Annotated in this window: 17 protein-coding genes; 8 read left to right on the forward strand and 9 right to left on the reverse strand. The window is 38.1% G+C overall.

Features of this window, described 5'->3' with window-relative positions; translation table 11 throughout:
* Positions 1-13: 13 nt before the first annotated feature.
* The 7 genes from ACE1AT_RS30185 to ACE1AT_RS30215 form a co-directional block, all read right to left on the reverse strand.
* Positions 14-691, reverse strand: coding sequence for a hypothetical protein (locus ACE1AT_RS30185; RefSeq protein ID WP_374874825.1), 678 nt, complete (start codon positions 689-691; stop codon positions 14-16).
* Positions 692-756: 65 nt separating this feature from the next.
* Positions 757-1581: a hypothetical protein gene (locus ACE1AT_RS30190; protein ID WP_374874826.1), complete on the reverse strand. Its 825-nt coding sequence runs from the start codon at positions 1579-1581 to the stop codon at positions 757-759.
* Complete coding sequence (locus ACE1AT_RS30195) at positions 1581-2645, reverse strand: hypothetical protein (RefSeq protein WP_374874827.1); 1065 nt, start codon at positions 2643-2645, stop codon at positions 1581-1583. Before ACE1AT_RS30195 ends, ACE1AT_RS30190 begins: the two co-directional genes overlap by 1 nt.
* 73 nt (positions 2646-2718) lie before the next feature.
* Positions 2719-3525, reverse strand: a complete 807-nt coding sequence (locus ACE1AT_RS30200; RefSeq protein WP_374874828.1) for a hypothetical protein — start codon at positions 3523-3525, stop codon at positions 2719-2721.
* Between the two features lie 176 nt (positions 3526-3701).
* Positions 3702-6446: a hypothetical protein gene (locus ACE1AT_RS30205; protein ID WP_374874829.1), complete on the reverse strand. Its 2745-nt coding sequence runs from the start codon at positions 6444-6446 to the stop codon at positions 3702-3704.
* Positions 6400-6771 (reverse strand): hypothetical protein, encoded by a 372-nt coding sequence (locus ACE1AT_RS30210; protein WP_374874830.1) that lies wholly within the window; start codon positions 6769-6771, stop codon positions 6400-6402. Before ACE1AT_RS30210 ends, ACE1AT_RS30205 begins: the two co-directional genes overlap by 47 nt.
* Before the next feature lie 45 nt (positions 6772-6816).
* A complete protein-coding gene (locus ACE1AT_RS30215) occupies positions 6817-7446 on the reverse strand; it encodes a hypothetical protein (protein ID WP_374874831.1) in 630 nt (209 codons plus the stop codon).
* 660 nt (positions 7447-8106) lie between these two features.
* Here ACE1AT_RS30215 and ACE1AT_RS30220 point away from each other — a divergent pair.
* Positions 8107-9489 (forward strand): alkaline phosphatase PhoX, encoded by a 1383-nt coding sequence (locus ACE1AT_RS30220; protein ID WP_374874832.1) that lies wholly within the window; start codon positions 8107-8109, stop codon positions 9487-9489.
* Positions 9490-9600: 111 nt separating this feature from the next.
* On the opposite strand, the gene ACE1AT_RS30225 is transcribed toward ACE1AT_RS30220, so the two are convergent.
* Entirely contained in the window at positions 9601-10575 is a 975-nt protein-coding gene (locus tag ACE1AT_RS30225) for a lysylphosphatidylglycerol synthase domain-containing protein (RefSeq protein WP_374874833.1), read from the reverse strand.
* Positions 10576-10752: 177 nt separating this feature from the next.
* Here ACE1AT_RS30225 and ACE1AT_RS30230 point away from each other — a divergent pair, with 177 nt between their 5' ends.
* The 6 genes from ACE1AT_RS30230 (at position 10753) to ACE1AT_RS30255 (ending at position 17527) form a co-directional block, all read left to right on the forward strand.
* Entirely contained in the window at positions 10753-11580 is an 828-nt protein-coding gene (locus ACE1AT_RS30230) for an alpha/beta fold hydrolase (RefSeq protein ID WP_374874834.1), read from the forward strand.
* Between the two features lie 34 nt (positions 11581-11614).
* A complete protein-coding gene (locus ACE1AT_RS30235) occupies positions 11615-12550 on the forward strand; it encodes an alpha/beta hydrolase (RefSeq protein WP_374874835.1) in 936 nt (311 codons plus the stop codon).
* Between the two features lie 45 nt (positions 12551-12595).
* The gene (locus ACE1AT_RS30240; protein WP_374874836.1) at positions 12596-13501 is read left to right on the forward strand and encodes an alpha/beta hydrolase; all 906 of its coding nucleotides are present in this window, start codon (positions 12596-12598) and stop codon (positions 13499-13501) included.
* 145 nt (positions 13502-13646) lie between these two features.
* Positions 13647-15317, forward strand: a complete 1671-nt coding sequence (locus ACE1AT_RS30245) for a phosphatidylglycerol lysyltransferase domain-containing protein (protein WP_374874837.1) — start codon at positions 13647-13649, stop codon at positions 15315-15317.
* 223 nt (positions 15318-15540) lie between these two features.
* On the forward strand, positions 15541-16425 hold the full coding sequence (locus ACE1AT_RS30250; RefSeq protein WP_374874838.1) for a carbohydrate ABC transporter permease: 885 nt from the start codon (positions 15541-15543) through the stop codon (positions 16423-16425).
* A gap of 19 nt (positions 16426-16444) precedes the next feature.
* Positions 16445-17527 (forward strand): ABC transporter ATP-binding protein, encoded by a 1083-nt coding sequence (locus tag ACE1AT_RS30255; RefSeq protein ID WP_374874839.1) that lies wholly within the window; start codon positions 16445-16447, stop codon positions 17525-17527.
* A 139-nt stretch (positions 17528-17666) separates the two neighbouring features.
* Here ACE1AT_RS30255 and ACE1AT_RS30260 read toward each other — a convergent pair whose 3' ends face one another.
* The gene (locus ACE1AT_RS30260; RefSeq protein WP_374874840.1) at positions 17667-18848 is read right to left on the reverse strand and encodes a patatin-like phospholipase family protein; all 1182 of its coding nucleotides are present in this window, start codon (positions 18846-18848) and stop codon (positions 17667-17669) included.
* A 165-nt stretch (positions 18849-19013) separates the two neighbouring features.
* Here ACE1AT_RS30260 and ACE1AT_RS30265 point away from each other — a divergent pair, with 165 nt between their 5' ends.
* Complete coding sequence (locus tag ACE1AT_RS30265; RefSeq protein WP_374874841.1) at positions 19014-19367, forward strand: DUF952 domain-containing protein; 354 nt, start codon at positions 19014-19016, stop codon at positions 19365-19367.
* Positions 19368-19504: the final 137 nt, after the last annotated feature.

Below are 19504 nucleotides of genomic sequence, written 5' to 3' on the forward strand. Positions count from 1 at the left end.
AGCTTTTGTTTGATCAGGAGCAGTTTTTATCTTTGATGTCGCATATATTGTAGATTTCTAGTCTAGCTTCACCGATCCGGTAAGCTGCTATATGCCAGGATAGTGGTAGATCAGGTAATGTTGCTTTTTGATTATCTATTGCTTGGATTAAGATTTGTTTATTGAATGCGATCGCTTTCCCTAATCTATCAGAATTGTTAAATATTAATTGATTCCCTTGTAACTCTACTTTCCACTTGCCATTAGCAATTTTTACAGGTTGAGAAATTCTTTGAATAATAAAAACACTTTCAGCACCGCGATTCGCAAATTGGTTTACTGTATTCGGATTAATAATCTCGGATTGAAATTTTTGCTTGACTTCATTTGTTAAAAGCTCTGAACTAATTTCCCATATTGTTTCCGGCGACTGTTGTTGAGACCAGGTTAGCATTAAGGTCATTGTTTCACCGACGAAACGCCGGATGGTGTCTGGATATCGTTCTAAATTTTGCCTGGGGTCTGCTGTGATCGCACTACCATCAGCAAGTTGTACTAAACTTTGAGGAGTTAATTGCTTACTTAGCTGCTGCAACATCGAACCGTGGAACATTAGTATGAGCAATGCAAAGATATTTAAACCAAAAGTTCCAACAGCAAACAATGGTAATATACTACTTTTCTTTTTATTTTCTTGTTTAAGTAACTGCATGAGTTAATTCTATAAAATGAAATTCCATATGGATGAAATAGCAACCAAAGTCTAATTTTATTTGATTACCTCACAAAGCTATCTGATTGTGTTTCAATTCCACACTGCCGTAATTGCTCCTGACTTAAACTGTTATATTGATCTAACAGACATAAATTACGGATTTCGTAAATTTCTAATTTTTCAGATCGCATACTATAAATAGCTTTTTGTAAAACGCTGGAAGTATCATCTAGCGGATAAGGAAAATAATCGACTGCTTGTACAAGTAAATCTTTATTGAAGGGAATAATAACTTTTCTCCCATCCAATTTTTTAGTTTGGATCAAATCAGCAACTAAACCAACTCGCCACTTACCAGGTTTAATTTTTTGAGGAGGATAAACCCGCTTAATAACTATTTGTGCGTTTATTGCTTGGCTAGAATTATTAGCGAAAACTTCTGGTGGCGTCATCGCTGCTATTTCACTTAAAAAACCTTTGCGAAAATCTTCTGAAATCGCAAAGCTAGCAATCCAACTACTAGTACTAACTTTTTTGCTATTCCCTTCGGGTGTTGGTATAAGTATGCCTAAATCTGGTTTAGGTTTGGTTACTTCTTCAACATTTTGTGGTGGAAGTTTACCAGACCAGTTAAACATTGAGGTCATGGTTTTACTGACAAATTGGCGAATTACTTCTGGATCTCTTTCCAAGTCATCAGTCACAGTTATTGCTTGACCATTTATTAATTGTACGAAAGAGGCGGGTTTTCTCAGACTAAGTTGACGAATTTTTAAACCTTGGAATGCTAATAAAAATAAAACTAATAACTGCAATCCGAAAGTTGCGATCGCAAATGTCGTCAAAAGACTAATTGTTCGCTGCTTTTTCTCTAATAGGCGTACCATTATATCCTCTCTTTTGCCAACGCAGCTGTATTACTAATTGCATTAAATACTGCAAATCCCCCCGCACCAGCTAAAAGCAAAGATACTATTGGTGCTAAAAGTCCTAAAAAAATCATGAACCACATTAAATCAGGATCAGCTGTTGCATCTTCACCAGGGCCATTAACAATCACTGTGGCAGTTAAAATTGCAATAATAGTGAAGGAAATTTTGGCAATTCCCAACGATAAAAATCCAGTCATCCAAGCAAAAATTGGTTTACCAGCAACAGGTAGCAAAGAACCTCCCACAGCTAATGGTCCCAAAGTCGCTACTAGCAACATCGTAGCTTCGATTAAATTTTGAAAGGCATATTGTAAGGAAATGAGAAAATTTTTGATACTAGTTTGGACTGTGGAACCTAAAAAAGAATTAAATGTATTTTCTGATACACTACTAGTACTATATGCAATCTGATTAATCTTATTTTCTAATCTACTAATCCAAACTTTATCACCATATAAATCTCTATATGTCTGCCAAAGAATGTCAGTTTTTTCTTTGGCTCTCACAAAACATTGATTTTGTTGTTCACCTGTTAATGACTGGCAAGGACGCAGCATAGAGCCAGCTACTTCTTCAGCAACACCCATATTCAATGCTTGCTGGTAATTTTTATTAGCATCTGCTGTGGTGATTACTTGCTGATTCACTGTGTTAATAAAATTTCTGATTCCCAGTGTAAGATTAGATAATACACTACCACTTCCTGTATTAGTTAGCAGTATTACCACTATAAAAGGCCAAATCAAAGCAGAAATTGGACGGGAATATTCACTGTATATAACATCTCGAAGCCATTGTATCATGAAAAACAAGAGGGTGCCGACGGCGAAAAATACACCCAGATTTGTTAATGCTCCATATAAATTTTCACTAGTGTTATTTTGTAATAAATCTAACCATTGTTTGTCCCAACTTTCCGAAATTGTTTTAGCAGTCGTGAAACCACTATTGAGAATATCGGGGATATCAGGGATATTAGATTGGGCAAGATAAAGGTGAGATAAAATAATAATGTTCATTTTTTTACTTTTAATTCATCTCTATTAGATGAAATCAAAATTATTCTCTTAACAATGACAAATGACAAATTACTTATTGTTCAAACTGTCTTCCAAATAAATCGACTTGAGAAGTATTGCGTAGAAGTCTAGATGCTTCAGTTGAATTATCAACTCTGCGAGCGCGATTATTTTCTTCTACTTGCTGGGAGATATTAGTTAGGTTTAAATTAGAGTATTGTAGAAATTGGTTAGTTTGGATCGTTTGTGATAAATTTTCACCTGATATTTTCACTTCTTCCTCTTGAATTTCATTACTTTGTAGTAAAAAATTCAGCTGACCAAGGCCTAAAAGTGAAGTAATATTAGCTATTATATTTTGAACATCATTATTAGGTATGGTGTTTCTCAAATTATTGATTTGATTATTTATGTCTTCTTTAAATTTCTCATTTTCTTCATTAAATCCTGCAATTTGTTGTATTGATTTTTCAGTTTCTTCTAATTTTGTTTTTAATCTTAGTTGTCCATTTGTACCCATAAGTCCAGATGCTGCACCACGGGTAATGAGACGATTAATTTCATTGCTAACTAAATTCGCCCTAACTGTGGAATTATTATCAAATTTATCTGCTGAGGTATAATACCAAATTGTGCCATCACGGATGATTTCCCCGGCGGCGTTAGGGTTGGGTATGTTTAATTCTCCGGTGGAACTATCAATAGCACTTTGAGTGTCAGATTCTATTGGTTGTAATGTTTCGGTGAGATTATTTCTGAGATAGTTTTGTAAATCTGTGGCGTAGGATTGAAAATCTGTCCAAACTTGACCAAGCTCTGCCATTGCTGGTAGGATGATTAAAAATGAAAGAGGAATAGAGAAAAGGATAATTTTTTTCATTTTTTTCTACCTAAAAAATGTGTGCTGAGTTAAGGTTGTTAGTGTGTCTAATAGAGTTTTATTTATTACGAACACAGATGCACACCGATGAAAATAGATGGATTTTATATTTTTGTTTAAGTTTGTAGTAAGGTTTAGGTTTTTTCAGGCTAAAGCCTTGACTACAAACAACCTATTTAACCGCGTAATGATGCTACTAATTGACGTGCAAACACAGAAACTGCTTGATATTTGTCTTCGTGTGTTTGCATTGCTTTTTGACGTGCAGATTGTTCTTGGGGATTGTTAGCTACTACTGCTAATTGTTCGTAACCTGGATAGTAGCGACAGAAGGTATAAATTCCGTTATCATCTAATAACCATTGACTGTAAACTCCTTCTTTGCGAGGGAAAAAGCTTTCAGTTGCATTGCGGGCAATTACTTCGCGAGGATATTTGAGTATACTGGTGAAACTATCAACAGCTACTGGCTGAATCCGCCCAACTAATCGTGTAGTTAAGTTTTGTAAAATCTTTGATGACGCTTTAGATTTGGCGATGGTATCGGGGTCTTGAGCTGATAGTATGACTCTAATTCCAGCTTTGGCACCGTTGGCACAAATTCTTCCTACTAAGTCAGAAATTTGATCGAATTCAAACAAAATTGGAGCTTCATCGATGAAGAATATTGAAGCAGGACTACTTAAAGCACGACGCAATGCTGCGGAATAGGCGCTTAAAGATAGGACTGCTGCGTCTTCATTATCTGCAAGATTTCGCAAAGCGAAAACTAAAAGTTGGGCGTCAGTGGGAAAACTAGAAGGTGCGGAAATAGCTTTTCCTACCCGACTAGAAAGCCAAAATCGCAAGCGCAACTGAATTTGATTTAAGGCGTCTTCAACTCTACCTGCGATCGATTCTAATTGTAAATGTTCTGGTGAACAAAAATAGAGAAAATCCCTTAAAGTAGGGGTTTTTTGCCAAGCTAAACTCCCAAATCCACCTGCGATCGCTTCTTGATATCTTTCTTTAATACTTTCATCGGTAAAGAAGGCTCCTAAAGCTAAGTTTAAGAGCGATCGCACTGTTTGCGATAGTAGCTGACTTTCGGTAGATGATCCCAAAACCATTGTCATCAAAGCTGATTCGAGGAAAGCGATATAATCCAACATGCGATCGCGTTGTTGTTCTGGATTCAACAAGCGTAAATCTGGCTGTTCAAATAAGTTATTTGATTGTTTGGAAATATCAAAATACGCTCCATTCCTCTCCATAAAATGCGTATAGTCGGTGAATGTAGACGTACCATCAGGTTTAGGAAAATCTAATGCTACTACAGGAATTTTATAGGCTAATGCTTGAGTTAAAATTCCTGACACTAATACTGATTTCCCTGCACGAGTGGTTGCAAAGAGTGCTAAATTTTTATGTTGATTGAATAAATCCAGATGGACTGGTGTTCCACCTTCCTCGGCGATTAATTCAAATCCTTGGCGATCGCCTGCTTTAGTTAATACTAAAGGCATTAATCCTGGTACTTCACTTGTTAAATATAACTGACGTCGGTTAAAAGGTCTTGCTAATAAACTTTCCCAAACAATCGGTAGAGTTTGCAACCAGATTTTCCAAGTGTATTCTGTTTCTCTAATTACCCGTGCTGGACGCTGAAAACAGTTTTCGATATATCTTGTCGCTTCATCTAATCTCTCTACGCTTGGACGATGCACCAATATAGCTATACCTGCGTAAATAGGTACTGCTCCCTCATACAATTGTTCTTGGGCTGCTACTGATTTTCTCAACTTTAATTGGGCGCTAACATCAATAGTTCTACTTTTTTCCTGTGCTAACAAAGCCGTCATATTTGACTGCTTGAGTACCCGTTGCAGTGTAGTTTTGACTATAGCTGGATTCGCTGCACTCAACTGACAAAAAATCTCTGTGTCGATAACATTTTCTCTAGCTAGCAATTCCCAAAGATAACGCAACTGAGCAGATTTACTCGGCCAACCACCGGGTTTTTCGAGAAAAGTCATGACGCCAATATATTTATTATTAACGTGAACCCAACGCCGATCCGCAGAAGGTACATCAGATTCAATGAGCAAAGTTGTACTGTGGATATTCTCAATCAGTAATCTAGTACTAGCTAAATCTGAATAAGCTTGTTCATGTAATCCGTTTTCATCTAAAGTTAATAATTGGGGAATGTCTATTGGTTGGTTGTCATTAAATCTTCTCCAAACTTCTCCCCATAATTCTTCTGTATTCAGAGGCTTAATATCTAAGCCCATTTTGTTAGATAATAGCTGTTCCCAACGACAAAAACCATTTTTATAGGCGTTAGTAATAATTGTTTCCAGACGTTGATTTTCTACTTCTGCTAAATCACCTTTAAATTTCAACCACCAAGTTTCGCCTTTAGCTAATAATTTTTCGATCCAATCATCTGTATTTGTAGCGTCTGGCTCAATCGTATAAGTTACGTAAATTCGCAAAAACTTTGGCTTGCGAATCCCAGAACGTGTGAGTTCTTGAACCCTTGCTCTTTCTGAGATTAATAAATATTTAATATCTGGTGATGGAGTTTGTTTGACTAAAGATGCTAACTCTTGTTGTCGCTGTTTATCTGAGCCAAAAGACCCCAAATGCAAAGTCATTTTCTCACCTTCAGGGATATCTTTTAAACCAGCTTCAATATTATTGAGAATGGTATTGATTTGTTCTGGTCTTAACGTCGTATGAATTCCTTGACAGTCAAAACCAAAAACAAAACAAAACCGATCTTTTTGGTTTCCTTTCGTCAAAATGTAAGCACCGATATCGCGCCCTTCAAGTGAGACACGTAGCATTGTTGCTAGATGTAAAGCGTCTTCAAAGGGCGTAAATCGTGCTTCACTTCCGCCGACGCCGATGCTTTGTTTTCCGATTTTTTGCTTCATGGTTAATTTCCAGTAAGCTTTGATAACGAGCAAAGCCCCTTGTCCAAGTGGGAACGCCAATAAATTTACTTAAGAAACGCCAACTCCTACCACCAGTTAAGATCCACCAAGTCGCCATTCCCCAACCAATAATTAGCAATGTCCACAACCATTTTTGAAACTCATCTTTAAAGAAGCCACCAAAAATTCCATTAATGATGAAGTAGGATACTAAAGCTATTACCGTCCAAGGTAGAACTTGATCAGCAGGAATTGGACCTAGTGAAGGTTGAGCACCTAAAATTTGATTTACTGGTCGAAATTCTTTATCTGGTTCTTGAGACATGACGAATTTATCAGCGATTTTTCATCTTGACTTGAGATGAAATAATTATTGTTGATTATTAGTGTTGGAGTCACCAATTACGAAGGCAGTAAGGACATCAGCGATAGTAACTGCAACAACAACTAATAAAGGAGTTCTCGCAACACTTTGCCAGTCTTCATCTTTACGAACTGCATTAATCACACCAATGAGGGAAACAGCTATATATAGCAAGTAAAGGGCGCGTAGCACATTAAATACTAAACTAACTGCGGCTTGGGTATTGTTGCCTGTATCTGCACCTTGTGTGAGAGTATTTTTAAAGAAATCTTCTGCTTTTTTAAAAAATTGTGCTTGTGCAGGTTCTGCCAAATAATCTAACCAGAATAAACTAAAAATTAAAGCGACCCCTAATATTTGCAGCAAAATAATGTATCGCTTTGGTAGATTTACCTCATGCCCAATTTTCTGAATGACAACTGTCACTAAACTACCAAAAACTAAACAAAAAAGTAAGATAGGACTTTTGAGACTGATAACGCTTAAAAATACAGCACAAGCAATTAGAAATGGAACAGATTCTAATAATTTAATCCGCCATATTTCTAAAATAGTACTAAGTTTATAGGGTATGATTGTTGTCTTTTTATCAAAAAGTCTCAAAAAGTTTCTCTGATGAGAAATTTGCCTAGACATTCGTAAATTTCCTTTTTGTGCATTACAACTAAGTTGTTGTCTTCGATATCACAATTTAACATAAATAAACATTTAAGTTAAGAAAATTATCAAATTAAAGGTAAATTATTATACATTTTAGTTTAATGTCGGGTGAAGAAACACAATTTCTTGAATGAATTTTTGAAAATAGACTCAGAACTATTATGGTTCCACAAAATATTTTTCTAATTTAGTAATTAATCACTGAACTTAGCATTTGGGAAGTTTAACAGACTTTGTGCAGGAGTTGAGCAAAAGACAGAGCAAGGAACAGTTTTTCCTTTCTTTTTGCTGTATACCATGTCTGAGTATCCAAAACTAGGGTGTTAAGTACATAAACAAAATTAATTCATATTCTTTCTGCTGTTCCCCGTTAAGAGTTCCCTAACCTCCACTCGTAGCTTTAATTTTGCCTAACCACTCAGCTTGGTATTTTACCCTTTGCGGAAATTGAAATTGCCTTCTTAACTTAAATAACCTGTGATCTTCTTCTATTGTCGCTGATTAACATTTATTAAAATCATGTAAATTCTCGAAATGTAAAAATAATTGCTTATTTAACGATCGCTTCACTTGGATTTAACCGACGGTTGATAAATTTCACCTCAAAAGAGTAAAATTGCAAGGATTTAAGAGCAAGTGTCTTTCTCACGACGTAAGTTTATATCTCTGGCTGGTGTAACTGCTGCTAGTGTAACAGTGGTTTCTCCTCTAGAAGCCTTCTATGCTAGAGTTGCCCGTGGTCAAGTTGCAAGGGGAATTGGCTTTGGGGCGTTAGAACCTAAGCTAGCTGTGAATGCAGATGAATTACCAATTATTCAAATTGACGGCAGACCTGTAGACTTAAGTAAAACTGAGATCCTACAACTGCCTCCCGGTTTTAACTATACGGCAATATCGATTACGGGTGACTCTATGAATGATGGAGGGAAAGTACCCGCTGCTCATGATGGTATGGCTGCCTTCCCAGGCCCAAACAGAACTACAATTCTAGTGAGAAACCATGAACTTAACCCTACTTCTAATGGGGTTGCTGCATCCAAATTGTATGACCAAATTGGGGGAGGTACGACAACCCTGGTTGTTGGTTCTAACCGTCAAGTTATTAAGCAGTTTGCTTCACTAGGAGGGACAATTCGCAACTGTGCTGGTGGTCCAACTCCCTGGGGTTCTTGGATTAGCTGTGAAGAAACCTTTAATACAGGTTCGCCTGGTGTCAAGCGTCACGGCTATAACTTTGAAGTTCCTGCAACATATGATATTGCAGTTGCTGACCCAATTCCTCTGGTTGCGATGGGACGCTTTAGCCATGAAGCAGTGGCCGTTGATCCTACGACTGGATGGGTTTATGAAACTGAAGATAGGGGTGATAGTTGTTTCTATCGTTTCCGCCCTAATCAGTACGGTAATCTTCAAAGTGGTGGAGTGCTTGAGGCTCTGGTAATTAATGGAGTTCCAGCAGATACTCGGAAAAATTATTTAGGGTATAAAAATGTACCTCTATCAGTAAGTTGGGTTCAGATTGATAATCCCGATCCGGTACGAGAAAATAAGACTGGTGATGTCGTAGCAGGTGATGTAGCAGTTCGCTATCAAGCCCAAGCAAAAGGAGCAGCTATCTTTGCACGTGGTGAAGGCGCTTGGTATGGGAATGGATTAGTTTACTTTAACTGTACAAATGGTGGTGATGCTGGGTTTGGGCAGGTTTTTGCCTATAACCCCAAGGACAACACTATTACTCTGGTTGTAGAATCTCCAGGACAGAGTGAACTCGATTTTCCTGATAACATTACTGTTTCTCCCTTTGGCGATCTCTTCCTCTGTGAAGATGGTGATGGGGACAATTACGTTGTTGGCGTGAACCAGCAGGGCGAACTATATCAGTTTGCGAAGAATAATATCAATGACAGTGAATATGCTGGCGCTTGCTTCTCCCCCGATGGTAATACTCTATTTGTAAATATCCAAACTCCTGGAATTACATTGGCAATTTGGGGACCTTGGACACGTAAACGCAGCTAAATAATTTGCGAATACAAGTTTGATAATCTCTTTTAACAGTTGTTGGCTTTTCCAAGCAGGTTAAATTCTCAAAAGCCTCTACCTCATTACTGAGAGAATCTATCGGTTTTCTCAGTTTTTCTTTTGACATCTGTGTTTATCGGTGTGTATCGGTGGTCGATTTCTAAACAGAGGTAGTTCGTACAGTCCTAGTAAAGCTGCTGCAATTATAAAAGGTAAAAAGTAGTAAACTCCCCTATATGCTAGCAATGATCCCAAAATTGCCGCCGCAGAAACTTGCGAGGAAAGAAGCAGCAAAATTACAGTTTCAAATACTCCTAATCCTCCAGGAACGTTGCTGATAACACCAGCAAACATCGCTAGTAAATAAATTCCCAAAAAATCCAGATAGGACAAAGATATATTTGCAGGCAATAGAACATAAAGAACAGCTGCTGCAAACATCCAGTCACAGCTAGAAACAGCTATTTGAGCAAGAGATATCTTAAAACTAGGAAATTTAAATCCATGAGAGCGAATTCTTAATGGTTGTTTAATAATAAGACTTCCTAATAAATAAGCAATAATGAGTAGCAAAAAAATGGCACCAATAGGACGCACAGTGACAAAAGGTAGATGCAGTTGAGTGGGAATAGTTAAAGGGTTCACAAGGAATATGAACCCAGCTAAAGCAAACATTCCCAACCAGAAAGTGAAATTAACAAAAGCAATGATTTGGGCGATCGCAAACGGTGATATTCCCCAAGTCGAGTAAAAACGATAACGGATCGCACTACCAGTTACTAAGGCAAAGCCGATTGTATTACTGAATACAGAACTTATAAAGTTAGTAAATACAATTTTTTTCCAACTTAGAGAAAAACCAATATATCGAAAGCCTAAAATGTCGTATAGTGCGATCGCAAAATAGCCAAAGGTCGTCAACCCGATACTCGCAATTAAGAGATTTTTAGGAATTGCTGCTAAATTGTTCAACACATCACGGTAATTATACTCGCGCAGTTCATTACTAATAGCCCATAAAGAAAGCACAAACAGCAACAAGCCAAATAGAGAACTGAGGTTGAGTTTAGGTTTTTTGGACATAAATTAAAGAAAGTGAGGAGGGAGACAGGGAAACTAGTGCTTCTATCTTCTGCCTTTTACCTTACAACCAGTCGCAAATTTTCCATTACATTGACACGATGTTGACACATCATTTGCGTAAGCTTTGAATTACAAGCAATATGTACCAAAAAAATCAGTGGTTAGGTAAGTAGTCTGATGACTATGATTGAAGATGTCTTAGACGGTTCAACAATTCATCTACGCCAATGGGTAAATTTACAAGTCTGCCATAGTTCAGGTGCAACTCCTGCTGTGGTTTTTATTCACGGAGGTACAGGAAACCGCTTCAATTTTCGTTCTCAATATGAGTTTATCCAGAATCAAGGTTGGCAAGTTCTGGCTTACGACTTAGCAGGACACGGTCAATCTAGTTCTTACAAGCGCTACTCTATAGGACGCCATTGTCGTGACTTACGGCGATTATTGCAGTATTTTGGCATTGATTCGCCGATACTGTGCTGTCACAGCTATGGAGTTCCGATTGGCTTAGAGTTTACCCAGCATCATCAAGTCAGTGGTCTAATTGCCATTGCTGGTGGTACTCATGACTTAGCACCTTGGTGGGAAATTCCCTTGATGAAGTTTATGGCGTTTGGGGGAAGGTATCTTTACTATCTATCTGGTGTACAGCAAATAAGCAATTTTTTTTCTACCTCTTACCGTAATCACGTGATGGAAGTGTTTTTTGCTGAAAATCCAGTTCCCAAAGATTTTGGTTCCTACAAAGCCTTAGAAATATTTTGGGAATATAACTTTTTTGCCCGTCACCCTTTGCTAAAAAATTTACACATCCCTGTTTTAGTGATTACCGCAGGCAAAGACCCCATGTTTACACGCCAGATGGGAGATGATTTAGCAAGACACTTTGTCAACAGTACCCATTTACACTTTGCGAATGCGGGACATTTAGTCATGGCAGAACAGGCGGACTTGGTAAATAATGCGATCGCTAAGTGGATGATGTCAATTCCTAATAGACATTAACTTTAAGTTGACGTAATTAAATATTCCTTGCTTGATGAAATACTTTCAACCTCAAATTTTGCTATTGCTTTCGATACTAACTTTAGTTAGCTGTAATTATTCACAAAATGTACAAGCTAAATCATCACCAGTTGCACCAGCAACAAATCTCTCTATGTTACCACCACAACCAAGTGCTAGTGACTTGACTGTTCCCCTCAGCTACAAAATTGAAACCTACAATAGCCAAGTGATGGGAGGAAATCGCACCTATGGTATATCTTTACCCCCTGGCTACGGAAAAAACTCCAACCAGCGCTACCCTGTAATTTTTCTTCTCCACGGTGGACACGGTAGTCCTAAAGATTGGTTTGAGCAGAAGGGAGGCGCACTCACTACTCTGCAAAAATTATATGCTACAGGCAAACTACCACCTAGTATTGTCATCACACCTGATGGTAACGACAAACGTGGTTCTAGTCCCCATTGGGACCCTCAATATATTGATGGCCCTCATGGTAATGTTTCTACTGCGATTGGATCTGAACTGGTGAAAATTATACAAAGCCGCTACCGCACATTACCCAATCCCGATTTTTGGGCAATGGGAGGACTATCTTCTGGTGGATGGGGTGCAATCAATGTAGGATTACATAATGTGAATAATTTTTCAATTTTATTTAGTCATAGTGGCTATTTTAAAGATCAAAGTGGACCACAAAATAGCCCTATTATCCATATCAAAAATATTCATCCTCAAGCACAAAAAAGATTGCGAATCTATCTAGATACTGGGACATCAGATATCGAAGAGATGGAAGAAGCTAAACAGTTTACTAAAGTATTAAGCCAACTGAAAATTTCTAACGTGTTTCGTGAGTTTCCTGGTGGTCACACGTGGAACTATTGGCGCGAACATTTAGCAGATTCGTTGACTTTTGTCGGAGAACAATTTCGCATAGCACAAACAGTACATACTGCTGATAATTGAAGTATTTAAAAAGATTATGGAAAACCATGAAATCATAGAAAAACAATGAAATTATCTAAGATTGTAATCGGCACTATCAGCGCGATCGCAATTCTTGCAGCAGGTGGCTATTGGTATGTATTTATTTTGGGTGCGCCACAGCTAGATCCACCCCAACAACAAACAAATACTGGACTAAAGTTTCAACTAGAAACATTCAACAGCCAAGCAATGGGTAAAATCCGTCAATACGGCGTGATTTTACCTCCAAGCTATGAAAAAAATTCTCGCCAACGCTATCCAGTCATCTTTCTACTACACGGCGGTCATGATAATGCCCGTGCTTATGTTGACAAATACGCCATTTTAGACATATTACATAAACTTTATCAAAGTGGGAAATTACCACCATCAATTGTGATTACACCTGATGGTAACGATAATCGTGGCTCTAGCCCTTTATATGATCCTGAGTATTACGATGGGCCTAATGGTAAAGTCGGAACTTTGATCGGTTCAGAATTAGTCCAACTTGTCAAATCACGCTATCGAACTTTGGAAGCACCACAATTTTGGGCGATGGGCGGTATATCTTCTGGGGGATGGGGAGCTTTTAATATTGGATTACGCTATCTGAAAAACTTCAACATTTTGTTTAGCCATAGTGGTTATTTTACTGATGACAGTGGTTCACAAAATAGTCCCCAACAAATTGTGCAACAATTATCAGCTACAGATAGAAAGCAACTCCGTGTATATTTAGATGCTGGTAAAAATGATACGGATTTACTAGCTTCTACTCAAACATTCCACCAAACCTTAAACAAGTTGGGTATACAAAATGTGTTTTATGCTTTTCCTGGAGGACATGGTTTATCTGGACCCGATATCGGTTGGAACTATTTTCATAAGCATCTCAAAGATTCGCTTACGTATGTAGGAGAACAGTTGAAGAAGGAGATGGGGAGATAAGGGAGACAAGGGGGACAAAACAAGTCAAAAGTCATAGACGCGCAAGCGGCTTCCCGAAGGGTAAGTCAAAAGTCAAAATTAAGAACTTTTGATTTGTTGGCCAATTACAAATAACAAATGACCATTGACAAATGACAAATGACCAATGACAAATGACTTAAAAACTCGAATTGGACTGTGGAGTGCAGCACTTCTTACGGGTTTGGTCGCAGTGGTGAACTTACTGTCAGCAGTGACACCCAATCTCTACGGTCGGACTTTTTTGTTAAAGGAATTTTTACCTTTTGAAATTCGTGCTGGTGGTCATATATTTGCAGCTTTGACTGGATTTGTTTTATTAACACTTGCTACTAACTTGTTGCGTCGCAAACGTGTTGCTTGGTTACTGACTATTGGCTTGTTGGTTATTTCTATTGTCAGCCATTTAATCAAGGGTCTGGACTATGAAGAAAGCCTGCTGTCTGGGTTATTGCTGATGCAATTAATTATGATGCGTCATGTTTTTACAGCCCAATCAGATCGTCCTTCAATTGCTAAAGGAGTGTGGGTATTAATTGGTGCTTTGTTGTTTACTCTGGCATACGGGACTGTCGGATTTTACTTATTAGACAACAAATTTTCAGTAAATTTTAGTTTGAGAGATGCCATACTTCAAACTCTAGCAATGTTCTTCACTGAAGATAATGCCGGACTGCAACCAAGGACGCGATTTGGTGAGTTCTTTGCCAATTCTATATACATAATTGCAGTCACTACCTTTATATATGCATTAATCATGCTATTACGTCCAGTATTTTTACGTAATCTAGCTACCCTTAATCAACGACAACGAGCCAGAGAAATCGTCAAAAATCACGGATGTTCTTCTTTAGCAGAATTTACTTTATTAAGTGATAAAAGTTACTTTTTTAGCCCCACGAATCAGAGTGTAATTGCCTATGTTCCCAAAGGAAGGGGTGCGATCGCTTTAGGAGATCCCATCGGGCCTATTGCAGACCGCAGAGAGACTATTGTTGCTTTTCAGCAATTTTGCCAACGCAACGATTGGTATCCTGCTTTTTACCAAACTTTACCTGATGACATTGACCTGTACAAGTCTTTAGGGTTTCAAGCTTTAAAAATTGGAGAAGAAGCGATTGTTGACCTCAAAAGCTTTACCTTACAAGGGAAAGCAGGTAAAAACTTCCGTAGCGCCGTAAATCGCATGACTAAGCTAGGGTACGAGGTCAGATTCTATCAACCACCTATAGCTGACGACTTGTTGCGCCAGTTAAAAACTGTCAGTGACGAGTGGCTGCAAATGGTGCAAGGTTCAGAAAAGCGTTTTTCTTTGGGTTGGTTTGACGAAGCTTACCTAAAGGAGTGTGAAATTGCTGTGATACAGTCTTCTCATGGTGAAATTATTGCTTTTGCCAACATTGTATCTGAGTACCAGATCAACGAAATCACGAACGACTTGATGCGACACCGCAAGTCGATAGAAAACGGTACGATGGACTTTTTATTTATTTCTATGTTCCAACACTATAAGGAACAGGGCTACGATAGTTTTAATCTGGGTCTGTCTGCTTTAGCTGGAGTTGGTGAAACTCAAGAGTCAAGACGTCTAGAGAAGACATTACACTATCTTTATCAGCATCTGGAGCGGTTCTATAATTTCCAAGGTTTGCACGCCTACAAAGATAAGTTTCACCCAATTTGGCAACCTCGTTATCTTATTTATCCTAGCTTGGCAGCTTTACCTGATGTAATTGTGGCATTAATTCGAGCCGATTCAGGCGATCGCCTCCTCGATTATTTCAAACCTGGATCATAAGAAGGTAGAAAGGGGATACGGGAGACAAAACAATTAAAAATTAAAAATTAAAAATTAAAAATTGTGAAGAAGAGAAAACAAACAGAAATAGAAAGATGTGGAATTAATAATAAATTAATTACTAACTACTAACCACTAATGTAGAGACGCATAGACCAGAGTAAGAGCGGCTTCAAGGTAAGAGTATAATGGCGTCTCTACCTACTAACCAACAAAAATTTTTATGACTGCTATTCGTGAAGAATTGACTACCAATCCCCAACACAAAGCTAAAGCAAATAATTCTGGAAAACGCATTTTACTTTGGGTGGCGATCGCTTCAGTGATGATTTTCTGTTTAGCACCCATCATGTGGCAACTTATTACCTCTTTCAAGGTAAATCAGGATATTTCTCAGGTTCCTACTGTTTATTTTCCTACACGATTAACACTGAATCATTACATTAATTTATTTAGCCGTCGTCCATTTTGGCGTTACATATTAAACAGTGCTTTTGTATCTTTTGTTTCTACAGCTTTCGCTTTGGCCATTGGTGCGCCTGCTGCCTATGCCTTAGCACGGTTACGCCCTAGTGGTAATCAATTGATCTTGGCAAGTATTTTAATCGTGACTTTATTTCCTGGTATTTTATTATTCCAGGGATTGTTAGAAATAGTACAAGGTTTGCATTTGGGTAATAATTATCTAGCCCTAATTATTCCTTATACAGCTATTAATTTACCGTTAACTATTTTGGTGTTACGTAGCTTTTTCTTACAATTGCCAAAAGATTTAGAAGATTCTGCCAAAATAGATGGATATAACACCTGGCAAATGCTCATCCAAATTTTATTGCCTATGACCATTCCAGCTTTAGTAACAACTGGAATCCTGACGTTTATTTTTGCTTGGAATGAGTTTATATTTGCCTTAACCTTCATTACTCGTGAAGACATGAAAACCATTCCTGTAGCAGCCGCCCAACTTAGCGGGGCGTCAACATTTGAAATTCCTTACGGCCCAATTGCCGCTGCTACTGTGGTTGGTACATTACCCTTGGTGTTACTAGTTTTATTTTTCCAACGCAAAATTGTTCAAGGTTTAACGGCTGGTGCAGTCAAGGGTTAATTCCCCTATACCTAATACCATGGCAACACTAGAATTAAAAAATCTCAATAAGACCTATTCACCTAAAGTTGTTCCAGTTAAAGATATCACTTTAAGCGTAGATGACAATGAATTTCTGACTTTGCTGGGGCCTAGTGGTTGTGGTAAGTCCACAACTTTGAGAATGATTGCGGGATTGGAAGAAGTGACTCGCGGTAATATTATTCTTGGGGGAGAAGATATTACCTTAAAACGTCCAGGCGATCGCAACATGGCGATGGTATTTCAAAGCTATGCTCTTTATCCTCACATGACGGTGTACGAAAACCTCGCCTCTGGACTAAAACTCAAAAAAGTTCCCCGTGCTGAAATTAAGCAGCGAGTCGCCGATGTCTCAGCAATTCTAGGTTTAGAAGAATTATTGCAGCGTAAACCTGGCCAATTATCTGGAGGACAAAGACAACGGGTTGCAGTCGGTCGAGCATTGGTACGTCACGCTCAGGTATATTTATTAGATGAACCCTTGAGTAACCTAGATGCACTGTTGAGAGAACGAGTCCGCGCTGATATCAAGCAGATATTTGCTGCTCAAAAAGTGCCAGTAGTCTATGTCACCCACGATCAAACAGAAGCGATGACGCTTTCCACTAAAGTTGCAGTCCTCAATAATGGTTATGTGCAGCAACTAGATCCACCTGCACGCATATATAATCATCCAGCAAATTTATTTGTAGCTGGTTTTGTGGGTAGTCCACAGATGAATTTGCTTACCCTACCCTGTCAAGAACATTATGCAATGCTGGGTAAGTTTAAAATTTCCTTACCTAATATTCCCACAATTCCACCGCAAATAGTTTTGGGAATTCGTCCAGAACACGTCCGTATTGCCCAACAAGGAGATACAAACATTATTAAAGGTCGTGTATTTTTAGTCGAAAACCTGGGAATGCACAACTTGGTGAGTGTCAGCATTGCTTCTCAAGAAGAATCTCTGACAGTACGCGCTTTGTTATCCCCAGATCAAAATATCAGTAACGAAGAAATAACATTAGCATTGCCAAATGAAAATATTCATTGGTTTGATGTAGAGTCGGGAGATGCGTTGGTTAGGAGGGGTGAGTAAGAATTAGGGAAGGAGTGAGGGGACAAGGAGGACAAAATAAGTCAAAAGTCAAAAGTCAAAAGTCAAAATTAAGAACTTTTGATTTGTTGTCCCATGCCCAATGCCTATTGACCAATGACAAATGACAAATGAAAAATGACTATTGACTAATTTCTAAAAATTCCTGTAATGCTGATTGTACATACAGCTGGTTAATGTAAACTTCTGCCGCTTCTATCAAATTGTTAATATTTTCTTCACTTACATCATCGATATCATCACTTAGAGGCTTACCTGTCAACTCGCGGTCAAGTTTGAATTGTAAGCGTAAAACTCGTTGATGCATGACTTGGTTGGTGATGTACTCGTAAATATCTGATGAGGCTTCTAATAAGATGCCAATTAGCGGCTGCGCCCATTCTATTAAACCCCAACCTTGAGCTTTTTCAAAGGGAATGATACGTGTGCGATCGCCTGTTCCAATCGAAAGAACTGTGATTTCCTCAAGTTTATAGCCTAGCCTTAATGCTTCTGCAACAGCACAAGCAGAGGGATTATTCGCAGCGACACCACCATCAATCGCAGAGTAAATACATTGAATTGAGTAAGTAGAATTATGATGAGGAATTTCCTTCCAAGGTAAGTCTAAAAATGCTTGTCTGGTGACGCCTATATATTTTTTAATAATACGAGTTTGACCACTACCTACACCACTAATAATTTTAATTTCTGTATTATTGTATATATCATTAGTAGCAGAGGCATCCTCATCTAAAATTACAGAATCTATCGTTGCTTGTTGAACTATGCCATTGACTATTTTTTGTAATTTATGTGGTGGAAAATAAGTTGGTGCGGATGTGGAACAAACACAAGCTTCCCATAATGGAACATTTCCATAACCTTTATCTGGTCGCCAACTTTTAAAAATAATTGGGTCTCTACTAATCGTGTCATAAGAAACAATTAATAATAAAGGTGATGTAATATCTAACAAACTAATCTCTCCAAAATTCTCTTTGAGAACTTGAATCAAGCCAGCATCTGAGTATTTGGGAGCAGACAAACCATATTTGATCAATAAGGGAATTCGCTTTAGAGAAAAACGACTTTTATAAGGAAAAATTACTGAACCTTTTTGCTTGTATAGCTCAACTATTTTTTCACTACTCGAACCTCTAGCGATCGCCCCAGCTAAAATAGCTCCGGTAGAAGTTCCAGATATTAAGTGAAAATACTCATTCAATGGCTGCTGAATTTGCCTTTCAATTGTTGCGAGTATTTTTGCTGCTACTAATCCCCTAATTCCGCCGCCATCCAAGCTTAAAATCCGAAAAGGCATAATTTATTGATGAATTTTAAGATGATTGATCATATTAAATTATAAATACTCAAAATCATAAGAATCAGTTATTAAAGTTTAATTAAACTGAGTACAGCCCTTACTAGCGGAAAAATATTACGCTACGCTATCTATACTTTGTATACTACTAAATAACCGGAGTGTATGAATATTATTCTTCACATCACCCAACGTGAAAAATGGGAAGCAGCAAAATTATCGGGAATATATCGCGCTGAAAGTCTCGACTCGGAGGGTTTTATTCATTGTTCTACCCCACAGCAAATAACTAAAGTTGCTGAGAGATTTTTTGCTAATCAAACAGGATTGGTACTTTTATTAATTGATTCTGAACAAGTGAAAGCTGAAATTCGTTATGAGATGGCTGAGGTAGACGAGTTATTTCCTCATATTTATGGTGCTTTGAATATTGACGCTGTTTGGCAAGTGCTGGATTTTGAATCTGGGGAAGATGGTAAATTTAGATTGCCACAAGAGGTTAAGGATTTGATGTCGTAACCATTCCTCTGCCTAAAGGCGAGAGGCTTTATCCCCCTCCCAGAACTACCAGCAAATAGGGTGCTTACTCGTTCTGCTTGCGGAACTACGGGCGAGGTTACGGTTAACTAGAGAGTGTAGACTCACTCCCTCACCCC

Source organism: Pelatocladus sp. BLCC-F211, assembly GCF_041928655.1.
Taxonomy (GTDB): domain Bacteria; phylum Cyanobacteriota; class Cyanobacteriia; order Cyanobacteriales; family Nostocaceae; genus Pelatocladus.